Below are 17,444 nucleotides of genomic sequence, written 5' to 3' on the forward strand. Positions count from 1 at the left end.
AAGGGTTGTGCGGGTTGCAGATGGCCGGGATGTCTGCCTGCCAACTTGCCAACTTGCCAACTTGTGGCATGCAGTAAGCCAACGGCCGGCGCCTGGCAGCGGAATGTCACCACTCCAGCGGCATGCACCCACCTCCGCCCGACTCAGCGTCCTTGAGGGGGCAGCATCGGTGCCTCGACTGCAGCATCGGCGGCCAGCAGGCGCGTATACAAGGCCAGATAGGGCTTGGCGGCATGCGCCCACGCATAGTCCTGCGCCATGCACCGCTTTTGCAGCGCGGCCCATTGCTGCGGCTTGCGCCACGCTGCCAGCACGCGGTCTGCCGTGGCGTCGAAGTCGGACTGCGCCATGCCCGGCATCACGAAGCCTGTGCCTCTTGTCAGGCGGCTGTCCGCGTCCTGCACCGTGTCCGCCAGTCCGCCGGTGCGCGTGACGAGCGGCGGCGTGCCGTACACCTGGCTGTACATCTGGTTCAGTCCACAGGGCTCGAACCGGGAGGGCATGAGAAAGCAGTCCGCCCCCGCTTCGATGAGGTGCGCCAGGCCCTCGTCGAACCCCAGCGTCACTTGCACCCGCCCCGGATGCGTGGCGGCCAGTGCGGTCAGCGCGTCTTCCAGGCCCGCCTCGCCGCGCCCCAGTACGGCCAGTTGTGCGCCCTGGGCCAGCAGTCTGCGGGCGCCAGCGATCACAAAATCCACACCCTTTTGCGTCGTGAGGCGCCCCACCATGCCCAGGAGCGGGCCGCTGCCGGCCTGCAAGCCGCAGCGCTCGCGCAGGGCCGCCCGGTTCAATGCCTTGGGCGCCAGGTCGTCTGCGCTGTACGGCGCTGCAATGAGCGGATCGTGCCCGGGGTTCCAGATGGCCGTGTCGATGCCGTTGAGCAAACCGTGCAGCTTGCCCGCGTGGTGGCGCAGCAGGCCATCGAGCCCGAAGCCCAGCGCGGGCTGCTGGATCTCCGCGGCATAGGTGGGGCTGACCGTCGTGATGGCGTCCGCGTACTGCAGGCCGGCCTTGAGCATCGACAGCTGGCCCCAGTACTCCACGCCCTCCGTGCCGCGGTGGGCAGGGTGCACCTCCAGCAGGTCCGCAGCGGCCATCGGAAACACGCCCTGGAACGCCAGGTTGTGCACGGTCATCACGCTGCGCGCGGTGCGGCCCTCGCCCATCTGGCGGCGCTGGTGCAGGTACAGCGGGGCCAGCGCGCAGGGCCAGTCGTTCGCGTGCACGATGTCGGCCTGCCAGCCGATGGGGGTCTCGGGCGAGCCGATGAGCGCCGCCACGCGCGCGAGAAAGCCGAACCGCAGTGCCTGGCCATGCCCATCGGGGTCGCCCGGGTTGGCATAGGGCGTGTCGGCCGTGCCGTACAGAGCGGGGCAGGACAGCAGCCACAGCGGCGGCACGCCTGCGCAGCGCACGCGCAGCACCTGCGCAGCCGGCCAGCGGCCCTGGGCGGGCAGCGCGACGATGGCGTCGAGGCTGCCGTCGATCTTCATGTCGGCATAAGCTGGCATCAGCAGCGCGACATCGGCACCGCGCTGCGCCAGTGCGGCAGGCAGCGCGGCGCTCACATCACCCAGGCCCCCGGTCTTGACCAGGGGCGCGCACTCGGGCGTGACGAACAGAACTTTCATGGAATCATGTCTTGGGTGACCAGTACGGCAAACGGCAGGCGGCTCCCGCCTGCGCCCACGGCGCCCAGCACGGCGGACAGCGGCAGGTGCTGGGCATTGTCCAGGGTCTGGCCGGTGAAAAGATCCACCCACTGCGCAGGCTTGGCAAGCGCCGGGTGGGCATCTGCCAGGCTGACCTGCGTGTCCTGCCAGTCGCCGCGGTGCTGGGCGTCCCACGCGGCCAGCAGCCGGCCGCACACCACCACCAGGGCCTGGCCCTCATGCACGCGCGCATACGCCAGGGCGTGGGACGCCGCAGGGCCTTGCACCGCCAGCGGCAGATAGATGGCATCGCGCAGGAGCGCGGCGTGGCGTGCGCGCAGTTGCAGCAGCAGCCAGGTCACCAGCTGCTTGGTGGCCGCTGGCATGTCTGCTGCCGTGCCCAGAAGGCTTGTCCAGTCGGCGGGCGTGGGGTAGTGGCCTGGCGCATACAGGGCCTGCAAAGGCTGCAGCGATGCCTGCAGCTGCAGGAAGTCCACCGGGCGCCGGTTGTCCGGGTCCACCAACGAGAAGTTCCACTGCTCGCAGCCCTGGTAGATGTCGGGCACGCCCGGCGCCGTGAGCTTGATCGCCACCTGGCACAGGCTGTTGCGAAAGCCGTACGGCGCGATGCGCTGCACCCAGGCCTGCAGGGCGTGCAGGAACTCGCCGCTGGCCAGGGCCTTGGCGATGTAGTGCCGCACCGCGTCTTCGTAGGCCTCGTTGGGAAAGAGCCAGTTGCTTTGCAGTTTGGCCTCGCGCATGGCCTTCACCATGTACCGCTCGATGCGCTCCTTCAGCATGGGCAGGCATTCATCGTCGCAGCCCGTGGCGGGCCAGATGCCCACCAGCGCCTGGAACAGGGCCCATAGGTCGTGCGCGCTGGGCGCTGCCGCATCGTCCACCGTGCGGCGAAACGGCTCTGCCGCCGCCTGCAGCGCGTGCACCGTGGCCTCCCACTCGTCCACCAGTTCGGACAACACGTTCAGCCGTGCGCGCACGTCTTCCGAGCGCTTGCTGTCGTGCGTCGAGGTGGCCAGCAGGCCGTACGGCACATGCCGGGCGCGCTGCATGTTGGCCTGGTGGAAGGCGGAGACCGGCAGTCCGAAGCGCCGCGGTTCGGCACCCACATCGTTGAGCGAGACCAGGCGCACGTAGCGGTAGAACAAGGTGTCTTCCACCGCCTTGGCCATCACCGGCGCGGTGAACTGCTGCCACCGCCGCACGAAGTGCGCGCGCAACTCGGGTGCAGGGCCGTCTTCTCCCATCAGCACCGTGCGCACAAAGGCCAGCACGCCGCCTTCGGCCGTGCCCAGGCGCCTGCGCGCTGCCGCAATGGCCCAGTCGATGTGCTGCACATCGATGGCACTGGGCGCCGCGCCGCCCGGCACGACGTAGGTGCGGTACACCGGGAACTGCGTGGCCACTTCGACCAGGGCCACGCGCAGCTGGTTGCGGGTGAAGTCGCAGGCGCGCCGGTCGGCCCGCGTGATCTGGCTCAGGGTGCTCACCAGCCACGCCAGGTCGCTGAACAATGCGGTCTCGATGATGAGCCGCTTGCACTCGCGCGCTGCGTCTTCGAAGGCCAGGGTGTGACCGGTGAACCCCAGGTAGACTGCATCGAAGCGGTCCTGTGCATCGGGGTCGACGAACACTCCGTTGACCAGCCGCGAGAAGCGGTATCCCGTGCCGCCATGCACCTGCCAGTCGGCGGGCAGGGGCTCGTGCTCGGCCATGATCTTCTCGACCACGATGTACAGCGCGCGCGGCGGCAGGCCTTGCGCCTGCAGCAGGCCCTGGTAGCGCTGCTGCAGCCGCGTGAAGTACTGCGCAGGGTCGGCCAGGCCATCGGGGTGGTCGATGCGCAGGCCGCTGACCTTGCCCTGCGCCAGCCAGCGGAAGGTCAGGGCGTGCACGGCATCGAACACCTCGGTGTTTTCCATGCGCACCGCGGCCAGTGCATTGACGTCGAAGAACCGGCGGTAGTTGATGTCGTCGCCAGCCACCCGCCAGTCCGCCAACCTGTACGCCTGGCCCTGCAGCAACTGGTCGAGCAGGTCGAAGCTGGCCGCGTCGCCCGGCGTTCCGTTCACCCGCGCCAGGCTGGCGTCGATCCAGTCGCGCACCCATGCCAGGCGGGACGCAAATCCGGCCAGGCGCTGCTGGTGCACGGTGGCATCGCGCAGCCGGGTGGTCCGCAGCGCCGGGTCCGGCGTGTCGTGCGGGGGCAGCAGGCCCAGGGCATCCACCAGCGAGTGCACGGCGGCGAGGTCGTCCTGCCCGGCCCCGGGCGTGGCCGCCACCGGCAAAGGCACCGCGCCGAGCACCAGCGCGTAGCTGCGGGGGTCGAGCGGGAAGGTGCGCTCCCAGTACGCCACGGCAAAGCGCCCGGTGTCGCCATCGAAGCGCACCTGCAACTCGCCAGACTCCAGCACCTTGCCATAGTGGTCGCCCAGCACGGGCAACAGCACGCGGTGGCGCGTCTGTGGATTGGCGGGGTTCCATTCGATGTCGAACGTCGTGGCGTGCGGGGACGACATGCCGTGCTCGAGCACGTCGCGCCACCAGCGGTTGCCGGCATCGTCCACGCCCATGTGGTTGGGCACCGTGTCCAGCAGATGGCCCATGCCGTGCTCTGCCAGGGCTGTGCACAGGGCATCGTGGTCGTCGTCGGTGCCGATCTCCGCATTCAGGCGGGACGGGTCGACCATGTCGTAGCCATGGGTGCTGCCCTCGGTGGCCTGCAGGTAGGGCGAGGAGTACAGATGGCTCACCCCCAGCGCGTGCAGGTAGGGCACGGCGGCACGCGCCTGCGCGAAGTTGAAGTCCTTGTGCAGCTGCAACCGGTATGTGGCGCGCGGGATGTCCGCCGTGTGCAGCGCAGGCAGGGCGCCTTCGGTGCTGTGCAGGCCACCGCGCTCCTGGCGCACGGCTGCGCTGATGGCCGCAAAGAACGGGCCGGCAGGCAGTTGCTCCAGCGTGCTTGCCATGCGGCGGCGCCAGTTGGGGTGTACGTCGTCGGTCGTGCCCGGCACGTTGGGCTGCTCGCGCTGGCCCAGCAGGTCCTCCAGCTGCACACCCACCATCATGCAGGGCGTGCGTGCCAGGTAGCGGTGCACGGCGGCGGCCAGCGGCGGCGTCATGTCGGGTGCGGACAGCGCGTCCACCGTGATGCCCTCCGGCAGCAGCCCTTCGGCATCCAGGGCGGCCAACAGCTGCGTGCGGTCCTGCGCGCGCGCCAGCACGCTGCGCACATGCGCATCGTTGTCGAGCCAGCCCAAGGACGCCTGTACCGCGACGTCGCTGGCAGTCCAGAAGCCCGCCAGCGTGGGCAGGTCGTGGGTGCTGACCACCGCCAGCGCCGCCGTGGGCCACTGCGCCGGTGGGCGAAACGCGCCGCCCTCCAGCCGTTCGAAGATGAGCGGGCGGTAGGACAGCAAGGCGCGCTCGGCCGACGCTTCGCGCATCACCGGCGCGACATTGCCCAGGTCTTCGCCGATGACCATGCAGCGGTGGCGGTGGCTTTCGATGGCCACCACCGCCAGCAACGGCTGCAGCGGATAGTTCACATAGGTGCCACCTTCCGGGCAGGTCCAGAACAGGCGCATCAGCGCCATGACGTGGTCCATGCGTAGGGCACCGGCCGGTGCCATCACTGCAGCCAGCATGCGCTGGAACGACAGGTAATGTTCGGCGGCCAGGGCGACCGGATTGACCGGCGGCAAGCCCCAGTCCTGGCCCTGCGTGCTCAGCGGGTCGGGCGGTGCGCCAATGTTCATGCCGCGTGCGTGGAGCGCCTGCCCGACCCACGTGTCCGTGCCGCCATCTGCCGCGCCCACGGCCAAGTCGCAGTACAGCCCGATGGGCATGAGCTTGCGTGCGCTGGCACCGGCCTGCGCCAGCTGATCATGTGCGATCCATTGCAGCCACATGCGGTAGGCCACATCGTCGGCATGCTCCAGCACCCAGGCCTGCACAGCGGCACCCTGCGGGTCCCGCAGGTCCTGGGGCCACGCGGGCCAGCCCCACACCGCGGCATCGCGCGACTGCAGCGCGCACTGGATCGCTTCGTAGCGGGCGTGGGGCTCCAGCGTGGCTGCATGCTCCGCCCGGAACTGGTCGAACGCCGCGCCGCGGGTGGACTGGGCGGCCCAGGCCGTCCGCCGGAAGGTCTGCCACAGCCGCGAAAGAGCCGCGTCCTTGAGCGAGGCCACCGCGGTGTAGTCGACCGACGTGCTCTGCTGCGCGGCCTGCAGCCGGGCATTGAAGCCGGGTTCACGGCACAGCTGCTGCGTGTCTGCGCAGTGCAGGTATTCCGGCACCGCGGTCACGTCGATGTGGTGCACATTCAGCGCCAGCCGGCTGCTCGGGCTGTAGGGGCTGGCCGCCTCGGGCTGCCCCGGGCGCAGCGCGTGCACGGGGCTCAGCCCGACGAAAGCAGCGCCTTGCGCCGAGGCCAGCGCCACGCACTGCGCCAGGTCGGAGAAGTCGCCAATGCCCCAGCTGCGCTCGGACCGCAGGGAATACATCTGCGCGGTGATGCCCCACCAGCGTTGTCCCTGGCGCAGCCCGTCGGGCAGCCAGCACTGGGCTGGCGCGACGAGGACGGTGCGGTCAACGCCCGCATTGCTGCGCAGTTGGTAGTACCCGGCGGGCAGCGAGTCGGGCAGATCTGCGGCACTGCCGTGGCCGCGAAGGCGCGGCGCGTCGGTGGGGTGTTCCAGGTCCAGCAACTGCCAGTCGCCCGCGGCGGCCAGCGCGACCCGTGCAGTACTGCCCGCAGCCACCACCACGGTGTCGGCGAGCAGGGCGGCATCGGCATGGGGGCCCATGGCGCCGAGTGCGCGCTCCATCACCTGCGTGCTCACCGCCACGGTTTCGCCCCAAAAGCCCGAGTACTGGTCGGCAATGCCCGCGCGCCGGGCGCGCTGCAAGAGGTCGGCCGACGGCGCGTCGGCCGCAGAGGGCCTGTCAAAACTCATGCGAATCCTTCAGTACAGGTCCAGCGGGCGGACCAGGGCTCCCAGGCCCGTGGCGCGCCCTGCTGGCCCTCGATCCATCGGTGCTGGAAGACGGCGACACCCTCGGGGGCCGGTGGCGCATCGTGCAGGCGCTCAGGGCCCAGGTTGATCTCCAGCCACCACTGCATGCCCTGGCCATAGCGCCATCCCACACGCAGCCCGTGGGCTCCCACGCGTTCGGCAGTGTGGTCCAGGTTGCGCAATGCGCGGGCGTGCGGCAGCAGCCAGTGGCGCCGCACCTCCAGGGCCTGGCGCACCAGTTCGCTGCGCTGGCGCGCGGCGGGCGTTTCTGCCTGGGACCAGTCCAGCTGGCTTGCGGCCAGGGTGGCCGCATCGCACGGGTCGGGCAACGCCGCTGCGCCCGACAGGACATGGCTGAATTCGCGCTGGCGCCCGCTGCGCACCGCGTCGCGCAGCGCGCCCTCCCAGTTGGCAAAGTACAAAAACGGCGTCGTCGCGCCCCACTCGTCGCCCATGAACACCATGGGCGTGGCGGGTGTCAGCAGCGACAACAGCAAGGCCAGCTCCACGGCAGGCCCCGGCACCAGCATCGACAGGCGCTCTCCGAACGCGCGGTTGCCGATCTGGTCGTGGTTGCCGATGAAGTTCACCAGCAGCGACAGCGGCAGTGGCGCGTCGGCATCCGTCGCCGGACGGCCGTTTGGAAACGCAAAGCCCTGCGTGAGCACCCGGGCCAGAAGGTCGATGGGGTCTGCCGCGAACTTGGCGTAGTAGGTGTGGGTCTCGCCGGTCAGGGCTACATGCACCGCGTGGTGGAAGTCATCGTTCCACTGGCCGTCGTAGTGGCCCGCGGCAGATGCCGGCTGGGCCAGCCGGGCGGGCTGGTTTTTCTCGTTTTCAAGGACCAGGTGCACATGCCGGTCGGTGGCCTGCGCCAGCGCATGCACCCGCGTGCTGATCTCTTGCAGGATGTCGGGGTTGCTGTCGTCGGCAATGGCGTGCACGGCGTCGAGTCGCAGGCCATCCATGCGGAACTCGTCGATCCAGTACAGCGCGTTGTGCAGGAAGAACGCACGCACCACCTCGCTGCCTTCCAGGTCGAAGTTGATGGCGCGCCCCCAGGGGCTGTCGTGGCGGTCGGAGAAGAAGGCGGGCGCATAGGTGTGCAGATAGTTGCCGTCCGGCCCGAAATGGTTGTAGACCACGTCCAGGAACACGCACAGCCCCAGCGCGTGGGCGGTGTCCACGAAGCGCTTGAGGTCGTCCGGTGTTCCATACGCCGGGTGGGGCGCGAAGGGCAGCACGCCGTCGTAGCCCCAGCCCCATTGGCCGCCGAACGTGGCCAGGGGCATGAGTTCGAGGGCGGTGAACCCCATCGCAGCCAGCCGGGGCAGGTGTGCGGCTGCGGCGGTGTAAGTGCCCTGCGGCGTGAAGGTGCCTATGTGCAGTTCATAGAACACCAGCTCGTGCCAGGGGCGGCCGCTCCAGGCGGTCTGCTCCCAGGCATAGGCGCCGGGGTCGGACACCACGCACAGGCCGTGGGGCCCGTCCGGAGCCTGGCGGGCGGCAGGGTCGGGCACGCGCGTGTCGCCATTGATCAGCCACTGGTAGCGCGTGGATGCCGTCGCTTGCGCCAGCCCGACATGCCACCAGCCGCCCGACAGGCGCTCTGCCGCGGTGTGGCCAAGGGCACCCTGGTTGCCGCCCGGCGCATGCACCAACGCCACTTGCGACGCCGCAGGCGCCCACAGGCGAAAGTCCGCTCCGGCACGCCGCCGGCGAAGCCGGGCACCGAACGGCATGGGGTGGCTCACATCCGACGGCTCTGCAGGGCTGTTCATGGGGGCGTCGTCTCGGTGCCTTTTTTGTCGATGCCGCGCGATGGTGCCGTGAATGCGGCCATGGAGTGTGGCAGCAGGGTGTAAGCCGCGCCAGCGTCGATGGCCACAGGCGTTGCGCCTGCGGCCCCGTCCGGTGCGTCAGCCTGTGCGGGGGCGGTGCCCTGCGTGCCTTGCACCTTGGTCACCTGCGCGTCGCGGGTGTCCAGGCGCAGCGTCCAGCGCCGGCCGTCCGGGTCTGCTGGCAGCGTGAAAGTGGCTTCGTCGCCGGAGGCGTTGAAGAGCATCAACAATGAGTCCTCGTGCTCGCGCGTGCTCTCCATCAATGCCGACACGCAGCGCACGGCCGGGTCGTTCCATTCGTCCGGGGTCATGGACAAGCCCCACACGCTGTACCACTGCACAGCCACGCAGGGGGCAATGTCGGCCGCATGGTGCGGCCATGCTGCCAGTCGCACCACCGGCAGGCTGCGCCGCAGCGCGATCAGCTCTGCGGTGAAGGCCTGCAGCTGTGCATGGCCCGCGGCCCGCTCCCAGTCGAACCAGGACAGGTCGTTGTCCTGGCAGTAGCCGTTGTTGTTGCCGCGCTGCGTGCGCCCCAGCTCGTCCCCGCCCAGCAGCAGCGGCGTGCCGTGCGACAGGAACAGGGTGGCCAGCAGGTTGCGCGTCTGGCGCTCGCGCAGGGCCAGGATGTCCGCGTCGTCGGTGTCACCTTCGGCCCCGCAGTTCCAGCTGCGGTTGTGGTCTTCGCCGTCGCGGTTCTCTTCGCCATTGGCGTCGTTGTGCTTGCCGTTGTAGCTCACCAGATCGGCCAGCGTGAAGCCGTCGTGCACCGTGACCAGGTTGACGCTGGCCGTGGGGCTGCGGCGGCGCGGCTCCAGCATGTCGGCAGAGCCGCACAGGCTGGCTGCGAAGGCGGGCAGGCTGGCGTCTGCGTTGGTCCAGTAGTCGCGCACCGCGTCGCGGTAGCGGCCGTTCCATTCCATCCAGCAGGTGGGGAACCCGCCCAGCTGGTAGCCGTTGATGCCCAGGTCCCAGGGCTCGGCGATCAGCTTCACGCGCGACAGCACCGGGTCCTGCGCGATGGCGGCAAAGAACGGGGCGCGCCACGTGAACTCGCAGGCGGCGTCGCGGCCCAGCGCGGAGGCCAAGTCGAAGCGGAAGCCGTCCACATGCATCTCTTGCACCCAGTAGCGCAGGCTGTCGAGCACCAGGCGCAGCGCGGGGGGGCTGCTGGTGTCCACCGTATTCCCCGTGCCGGTGATGTCGGCGCAAAAGCGCGGTTCTTCGGCCAGGCGGTAGTAGGCCGCGTGGTCGATGCCCTTCAGGCTGAGCGTGGGCCCCAGGTGGTTGCCTTCGCCCGTGTGGTTGTAGACGACATCCAGGATCACCTCGATGCCGGCGGAATGCAGCGCCTTGACCATGGCCTTGAATTCGTCCACTCCGCCGTCGAGCGCCTGCGCAGCCTGGGTGGCGTACCGGGGCTCTGGCGCGAAGAACGCGATGGTGTTGTAGCCCCAGTAGTTGGCCAGCCCCAGTTCGATGAGCCTGAGGTCGTCCACGAACGCCTGCACGGGCAACAGCTCCACGCTGGTCACGCCCAGTTGCTGCAGGTGTGCAATGGCCGGTGCACTGGCCAGTCCCGCGTACGTGCCCCGCTGTGCCTCGGGCACATCGGGCATGGTCTGGGTGAACCCCTTGACGTGCACCTCGTAGAAAACCGTGTCGTTGGGTGCCACGCGCGGTGGCTGGTCATTGCCCCAGTCGAAGCGCGAGCGCACGACGCGGGACTTGGGTGCCGTGCAGCCGTTGTCGGCGGTGGCGGGGGCCAGGTCCTCATCGTCATGGCCGAGCTGGTAGCCGAACTGGTCGGACGCGCCGCGCACAGGTGCCGCCAGGGCCTGGGCATAGGGGTCGATCAGCAGCAGGGCAGGGTTGCAGCGCTGTCCCTGGGCGGGATCGTAAGGGCCGTGCACGCGCAGACCATAGGCCTGGCCTGGGCGCAGGCCGTGCACAAAGCCGTGCCAGACGTCGTCGGTCAGCGCTGGGAGCGCAATGCGTTCGGTCTCGCTGCCGTCCGGCGCGAAGAGGCAGACCTCCACCGAGTCGGCGATGCGCGAGTAGACCGCGAAGTTGACGCCCTGGCGGTCGGCCGTGGCGCCCAGTGGCCAGGGTCGTCCAGCCTCCACCCGGTGGCGGGTGGCGCGCGATCGCTTGGCGGAGCCAGTGGATGGCCCCGTGGTGGACACGTCGTACTTCATGCTGCAGCCCGGAATTCGCCGTCGAACATGGCCGTCGACGACGCTCGGGTGGCGGGAGCGCGCAGGCGGCCGACCGCGCCCATGGTGCCGTCGGCAGTTCCGCGCGCAGGAAAGAAATTGCGCGGAACGACGACGATGCCGCTGGGCGTGACGTGAAAGCGCTTGCGGTCCGCCTCCATGTCGAAGCCGATGCGTTCATGGCCGGGTATGTCGTTGTCCTGGTCGATGATGGCGCGGCGGATGCGGGCCCCGGGGCCGATGCGTGAGCGCTCCATGACGATGCAGTGCTCCAGATGCGCGTTGCGTTCCACCAGCACGGAGCGGCGCAGCATCGCATGGTCGAGCGACGCGCCGTCCACGATGCTGCCCGAGCCCACGACCGAGCGGTGCAGCACGCCATTTTCGATCTGCGCAGACTCGGCCTGGTCGGGGCTCGCGTAGATGGGCCAATGCCTGTTGGTCATGCGAAAGCGCGGGGTGGCGCCCAGGGTGTCGAAGTGGGCATCGAAGTAAGCGTCGATGGTGCCCACGTCGCGCCAGTAGCCGTGCTCCTCATACGCGGCGGTGCCGGGGATGGAGTTGGTATTGAAGTCGTACGCCATGAGGCGGTGCGATTGCAGCATGGTCGGCAGGATGTCGCGGCCGAAATCGCTGTGCCCGGTGGCGTGGGCCTTGCGCAGCGCGTCGAGCAGCACGTCGGCGTTGAAGAGGTAGTTGCCCATGGAAGCCAGCGTGTGGGTGGTGCTGCCCGGCATGGGGTCGGCCGATGCGGGCTTTTCCACGAACTGGCTGATGCGGTGCTGCGAGTCGATCTCGACGATGCCGAACTGGTTGCTTTGCGCCAGGGGCACGGGCAGTGTCGCCACGCTCACATGCGCATTGGTGGCGCGGTGAAAGTCCACCATCTGGCGCACGTCCATGCGGTAGATGTGGTCCGCACCGAACACAGCCACGATGTCGGGCTGGAAGCTCTCGATCAGGTGGATGTTCTGATAGACCGAATCTGCCGTGCCCTGGAACCACTCCGGACCATTGCGCATCTGCGGCGGTACCACCGTCACGAAGTGCTGGGGGATGAAGCGCGTCATCGTCCAGGACTGGCGGATGTGCTCGATCAGCGACTGCGACTTGTACTGGACCAGCAGGTAGATCGAGTAGATCTCCGAGTTGACCAGGTTGGACAGCACGAAGTCCACGATGCGGTGCTTGCCGTTGAAAGGTACTGCAGGCTTGCAGCGTTCTGCAGTGAGAGGGTGCAAGCGGGAACCCTCCCCACCTGCCATGACAATCGCCAGTACGTTGGTTGTGCGTGACATCGGTGCGCTCCAGTATCTATGTCAATCGGTGCCCCTCAGGGCGGTTGGAAAAGAAAACACTGGCCAGCGGCGGCACGGTGATGCGCATGCTGGCGGGAAGGTCGCCCAAAGGCTCGGCAATGGCCACGGCCGTGCCGGCGTTGCCCACGCCGCTGCCGCCGTAGCACGCGGCGTCGCTGTTCAAGATTTCGTGCCACATGCCGGCCTGCGGCACGCCGATGCGCACGCCGTACAGGGGGGTGGGGGTCAGGTTGTGCACCGCCAGCACCGTGTCGTTGCCCGCGCGTCGCAGCATGGCCAGCACCGTGGTGTGGTGCGGCTCCATGGGGGCCCAGGAGAAACCGGCCGGATCGAAGTCGTGCAGGTGCAGCGCGGGCAGCGTGCGGTAGGCGTGGTTCAGGTCGGTCACCCAGCGCGCCACACCGCCGTGCAGCGCCTTGGCCCACAGGTGCCAGTCGAGCGTGCGCTCGTGGTGCCATTCCTCCACCTGGCCGAACTCCCCACCCATGAAGAGCAGCTTCTTGCCGGGGTGCGACCACATCAGGCCGTACAGCGTGCGCAGCCCCCCAAAGCGCTGCCACTCGTCGCCGGGCTGGCGCATCAGCAGGCTCTTCTTGCCGTACACCACCTCGTCGTGCGAGAGCGCCAGCACGAAGTTTTCGTCGAACGCGTAGACGGCCGAGAACCGGATGTCGCCCTCATGCCACTGGCGATGGACATGCGCGCGCTGCATGTAGCGCAGCGTGTCGTTCATCCAGCCCATGTTCCACTTCGTGCCGAATCCGAGCCCGCCGCTTGGCACGGGGCGCGAGACACCGGACCAGGAGGTCGACTCCTCGGCCATCATGTGCACGTCGGGGAACGATTCGCTCACCGCGCCGTTGAGGTCGCGCAGAAACTGCACCGCCTCCCAGTTCTGGTGGCCGCCGTCGGCGTTGGGCAGCCACTGCCCGGGCTCGCGTGAAAAATCCAGGTACAGCATGGACGACACCGCATCCACGCGCAGGCCGTCAAAGTGGTACTTCTCCAGCCAGAACAGTGCACTGCTGATGAGAAAGTCGCGGACCTCGTAGCGACCGTAGTTGAAGATCAGGCTGTTCCACTGAGGGTGAAAGCCCTTGCGCGGGTCCTCGTGCTCGTACAGCGCCGTGCCGTCGAAGCGGGCCAGCGCATGCTGGTCGGACGGAAAATGCGAGCCCACCCAGTCCAGGATCACGCCGATACCGTGCTGGTGCAGCGTGTCGACGAACGCCATCAGGTCCTGCGGGTCGCCGTACCGCGCCGTGGGTGCGAAATAGCCCGTCGTCTGATAACCCCAGGAGCCGTAGAACGGGTGCTCCGCCACGGGCATGATTTCCACATGCGTGAAGCCCATCGCTTCGCAGTGCGCGGCCAGCCGGTGGGCAATGTCACGGTAGTTGAGCAGCCGCCCGTCTTCGTGCCGCTGCCAGGACCCCAGGTGCACTTCATAGATCGACATCGGGCTGCTGGCCGATGGCCGGTGGCCGCGCGATGCCATCCATGCACGGTCGCCCCACTGGTAGTCCAGCCGCCAGACCTGCGACGCCGTGCCGGGCGCTGGTTCGGCGCGCAGTGCATAGGGGTCGGATTTCTCGATCCACACGCCGTGGGCGTCCTGCACACGGTACTTGTACAGGTCCCCCACGCGGACCGCATCTGCCGCACCGACCCAGACCCCGGAGCCATCGTCCAGCATCGCCATGGCCGCGGGCTGCCACCCGTTGAACTCGCCGATCAGATCTACGCGCCGTGCATTGGGCGCCCAGACGCGGAAGGTGGTTTGGGTGGAGGTGTGGTGCGCGCCCAGCCAGTCGAACTGCCGGTAGCGAGATGCAGCCGCCGAAGGCGGAGTCGGCACGGAGGCCTGCGGGGGCGTATGGAGCGGCGGCATGGGTGTGAACTCGTTGGAGTCCATGCTCTGCTGCAATGCAACACGAAGTTGCAGGAATTTACAGGGTGACTTTGTAGGCGGGGGACTACCTACTGAGCAAGCTGACGCTTTGCTATCGGTAACGGCTGCAAAAGTATATTTTTATATAATGTAGCTAAAGGCGATGTAATGGGTATGCACCTTGGCCGAAAAACCTATGAACAGCCGCGCGAATTCAGTGCTGAGATATTTCGAAAACGGCACGAAATGCTGCTGTCAAAAGAGCGCCCTGCAGGGTTGGCTTGTCGCATCTTCGCATACGCCATGGTGTAGAAGCTAAGACACCTTTGTGTAGCGCTCTTTTGATTCGGACTTGTTATTTGGTGGTGGTGTCCAATTGAATTGCCCACTGTCTGCAAGCTGAGTCCATTTGTGGGAGGCGGGGGCGCTCACTCGGAGAATAAGACATCAAAACATTGGCAACAAAGCGATGAGCCTCTTCATCTTTGCTTGCACAGGCAAAATCCTGCAGATTGCTAAATGCCTCTGAATCAAATGGCTGTTGCGTGTACTCCATCAGTCCAGCACGAAGTACTTCCTTGCGCACATGAATATTGGATTGCAGGTTCTTTGAAGGTATAAACATAGTATATAGTCTTGCGTATACTTTGTTACCATGAGTTGCGCGGGTGGCGGCTAATGCTCTCTGAGCGAAGCGTTCAAATTGCTCAGGGGTTCCGCCCCATTTGTTTGTTAGTCTTTCTGCGGGCAGTAAAAGATAGTCTATTTCGTCGGGAAATCTTTTCAGTTGTTCAAGCAAGTAATCCTCAAGCTCCTTCTGCGACGCGCCGCCATCTGCCATAACGTACTGGACGGCATACGGCCACAATCGATGGGCCTTGGCCTGCGAAGAGGCGGACTCCATCCTGGATTTCGCTTCAAAATTTAATGCCTTGAACTCCTTCCATTGATCCTTCGAGACCTCGCTGGAAAAACCAGGGCCGCGCGCTTCCCAAGCTGCAGAATTCAACAAGCGCACCCAATAGATGTCAGCGATTACCGAATCTGGAGCCATTGCCTTCCAGGCTTCCATGAGTTTTTTTACCTCCAACGCGCTAAGACCGCGCTGCCAGCGGGCAACATCAATGGCTGATTTAAGGAGTGCAATAGTTTTGGCGTTCCCGTTGCCAAAGGCAATACCCTCTCGGTCCAGATCATTAAATGCAATTTCTGCACATGCAAATTTCTTGTGGCCAATCATTGCAGCAAACTTACCGCGGCTGTCCATTTCAGTCGGCCACATTGTGCTGTGCAACAAGATCCGCTGCCTCTCGGTTTTGGGAATCGAAAATTTTGCTGGAATTTTTGCTGCTCTTGGGCTAAACAGATGGCTGAAGTATTCGTCAAGGCAATCCTGAGGTGTTGCGTTTGCCGCTGCTGTGACAACAGCGGCAGCGATTGCAAGAAAAAATTTTCTAAAGATTTTGGTTTTCATTCGGAATCCTTGAGTTCTAGGCTTATCTGGATATTCTGATATGATGCACTATGTGTGGTGACATGGCCGAGATTCTATGAATTCATGGCGGATGACTATTTGATGTTGTACAAAATAGATTGACATGTCGAGCAGCCTTGCATTGTTCCGCCCGGGTTTTCGGGGTCAATGTTTGATTTACATCGAATCATGTCCTGAACGGCAGGCTCGCGAGCGTGTGGGGGAGCTCTGGGCCGCGAAATTACTGAGGTCTTGCGACAGCGCTATGGCGTAGATTGATATGCAAACCCCCATGCTCAGATGGCCAACGATGATCCGCTGATGCGGCGCGGGAAAGATGCCCTCGACTTGAGCGCATCACCGCTCGGTTTCGTTTCATATGGATCGATTCTTCCGCCAAGGCGAAAAAAAAGCACCCGGCATAGGGTGCTTTTTTACATTTTTTGCTTTCTGGCGGAGACGGTGAGATTCGAACTCACGGACGGTTGCCCGTCGGCAGTTTTCAAGACTGCTGGTTTAAACCGCTCACCCACGTCTCCGGGCTCGGAAGCTGCGGATTCTAGCCGACGGCGGGTGCTTGTTTTTTCAGCATGCCGCGCGTCTCGATGAACTTCACCACGTCCGCCACGCCCGTCAGGGTCTTGAGGTTGGTCATCACGAACGGCTTGAGGCCCTGGGCTGTGGTGCGCATGCGGGTGGTGTCGGCGTGCATCACATCCAGGTTGGCGCCCACGTGGGGAGCCAGGTCGGTCTTGTTGATGATGAACAGGTCGCTCTTGGTGATGCCGGGGCCGCCCTTGCGGGGGATCTTCTCGCCGGCGGCGACGTCGATGACGTAGATAGTCAGGTCCGAGAGCTCAGGGCTGAAGGTCGCGGCCAGGTTGTCGCCGCCGCTTTCCACGAAGACGATGTCGGCGTTGGGGTGCTCGCCCAGCATGCGGTCGATGGCTTCGAGGTTGATGGAGCAGTCTTCACGGATGGCGGTGTGCGGGCAGCCGCCGGTCTCCACACCCAGGATGCGCTCGGCGGGCAGGGCGCCGCTCACGGTGAGCAGGCGCTGGTCTTCCTTGGTGTAGATGTCGTTGGTGATGGCGATCAGGTCGTAGTCGTCGCGCATGGCCTTGCAGAGCATCTCCAGCAGGGTGGTCTTGCCCGAGCCCACCGGGCCGCCGATGCCCACGCGCAGGGGCGGCAGCTGCTTGGTGCGGTTCGCGATGTGGTGCAGGGCGGTGGCGGAGGTGCTGGAGGTACTGGTGCTGTTGGTCATGATCGGAAGAGGCGTGAGTACTGGGTTTCGTGCTGGGCCGACAGGATGGCGAGCATGGGGGAAAAAGCCAGGCGTTCGCTGTCCATCAGGCCGATGGCGTGGTCTGCGGCGGCGGGGATCGCGTCGGCCAGGCGGGCCAGGATGCGCTGGCCGGCGCTTTGGCCCAGCTGCATGGATTTGAGCGCGGCCTGCACCATGTTCTCGGCCCAGCCGAAGGCGTATGCCAGCAGCACGTCGCGCACGGGCGCTTGTGTCATGGACGCAGCCAGTGCGAAGGCCACGGGGTAGGTGGGGGGCAGGGCGGCCAGATACTGCACGGCGGGCATGACCTGGTCATCGCCCTGGTGCTGGTTGCGCAGCCAGTCGGCCATGGAGCGGCCCATCTGCTCGGTCTGCAGGCGCAACTCGCTCGTCTCGCGGGTGTGCAGCACCCAGTCGTTGAGCTCACGCACATGGGCCAGGTCGCCGCCGTCGCCACGCCGCCAGGCGACCACGGCCTTGGCGATCAGGGCCATGTCGCCGCGGGCCTGGGTGATGTGCAGCTGGTCCAGCAGCCATGAGTCCACAGCGGCTTCGCTGTCGATGCCGGCGTTTTCAATGGCGCTTTCCAGGCCTTCGGAATACGAGAAGCCGCCTACCGGCAGCGCGGGCGAGGCAAGCCAGATGAGCTGCAGCAGGCTGGCGGCGGGCAGGGGAGCGGGGCGGTCGGGGCGCACGGGCAGGGGCTCAGGAGTCCGGTTGGGCA

9 protein-coding genes and 1 tRNA gene are annotated in these 17,444 nt (G+C 66.4%); all 10 read right to left on the reverse strand.

The annotated features are described in order from the left end of the window. Positions 1 to 143: 143 nt before the first annotated feature. On the reverse strand, positions 144 to 1,631 hold the full coding sequence (glgA, locus tag ASG27_RS10450) for a glycogen synthase GlgA (RefSeq protein WP_056415691.1): 1,488 nt from the start codon (positions 1,629 to 1,631) through the stop codon (positions 144 to 146). Continuing rightward, positions 1,628 to 6,631 (reverse strand): malto-oligosyltrehalose synthase, encoded by a 5,004-nt coding sequence (treY, locus tag ASG27_RS10455; protein WP_056415694.1) that lies wholly within the window; start codon positions 6,629 to 6,631, stop codon positions 1,628 to 1,630. The genes glgA and treY overlap by 4 nt, the downstream gene beginning before the upstream one ends. Further along, positions 6,628 to 8,472 (reverse strand): malto-oligosyltrehalose trehalohydrolase, encoded by a 1,845-nt coding sequence (gene treZ / locus ASG27_RS10460; protein ID WP_235503989.1) that lies wholly within the window; start codon positions 8,470 to 8,472, stop codon positions 6,628 to 6,630. Before treZ ends, treY begins: the two co-directional genes overlap by 4 nt. Further along, positions 8,469 to 10,730, reverse strand: coding sequence for a glycogen debranching protein GlgX (gene glgX, locus ASG27_RS10465; RefSeq protein ID WP_056415698.1), 2,262 nt, complete (start codon positions 10,728 to 10,730; stop codon positions 8,469 to 8,471). The genes treZ and glgX overlap by 4 nt, the downstream gene beginning before the upstream one ends. After that, entirely contained in the window at positions 10,727 to 12,046 is a 1,320-nt protein-coding gene (locus tag ASG27_RS10470) for a glucose-1-phosphate adenylyltransferase (protein WP_326938700.1), read from the reverse strand. The genes glgX and ASG27_RS10470 overlap by 4 nt, the downstream gene beginning before the upstream one ends. Before the next feature lie 16 nt (positions 12,047 to 12,062). Next, on the reverse strand, positions 12,063 to 13,958 hold the full coding sequence (gene glgB / locus ASG27_RS10475) for a 1,4-alpha-glucan branching protein GlgB (RefSeq protein WP_156370636.1): 1,896 nt from the start codon (positions 13,956 to 13,958) through the stop codon (positions 12,063 to 12,065). Positions 13,959 to 14,313: 355 nt separating this feature from the next. Beyond that, positions 14,314 to 15,432 carry a hypothetical protein gene (locus ASG27_RS26660; protein ID WP_156370602.1) on the reverse strand — a complete coding sequence of 373 codons (1,119 nt, stop codon included), beginning with the start codon at positions 15,430 to 15,432 and terminating at the stop codon, positions 14,314 to 14,316. A gap of 451 nt (positions 15,433 to 15,883) precedes the next feature. Further along, positions 15,884 to 15,971, reverse strand: a tRNA-Ser gene (locus ASG27_RS10480). A 20-nt stretch (positions 15,972 to 15,991) separates the two neighbouring features. Then, on the reverse strand, positions 15,992 to 16,699 hold the full coding sequence (gene ureG, locus ASG27_RS10485) for an urease accessory protein UreG (protein ID WP_056415705.1): 708 nt from the start codon (positions 16,697 to 16,699) through the stop codon (positions 15,992 to 15,994). Next, a complete protein-coding gene (locus ASG27_RS10490; RefSeq protein ID WP_056415707.1) occupies positions 16,696 to 17,415 on the reverse strand; it encodes an urease accessory protein UreF in 720 nt (239 codons plus the stop codon). The genes ureG and ASG27_RS10490 overlap by 4 nt, the downstream gene beginning before the upstream one ends. Positions 17,416 to 17,444: the final 29 nt, after the last annotated feature.

This window comes from Acidovorax sp. Leaf191 (genome assembly GCF_001424425.1).
Lineage (GTDB): Bacteria > Pseudomonadota > Gammaproteobacteria > Burkholderiales > Burkholderiaceae_C > Acidovorax.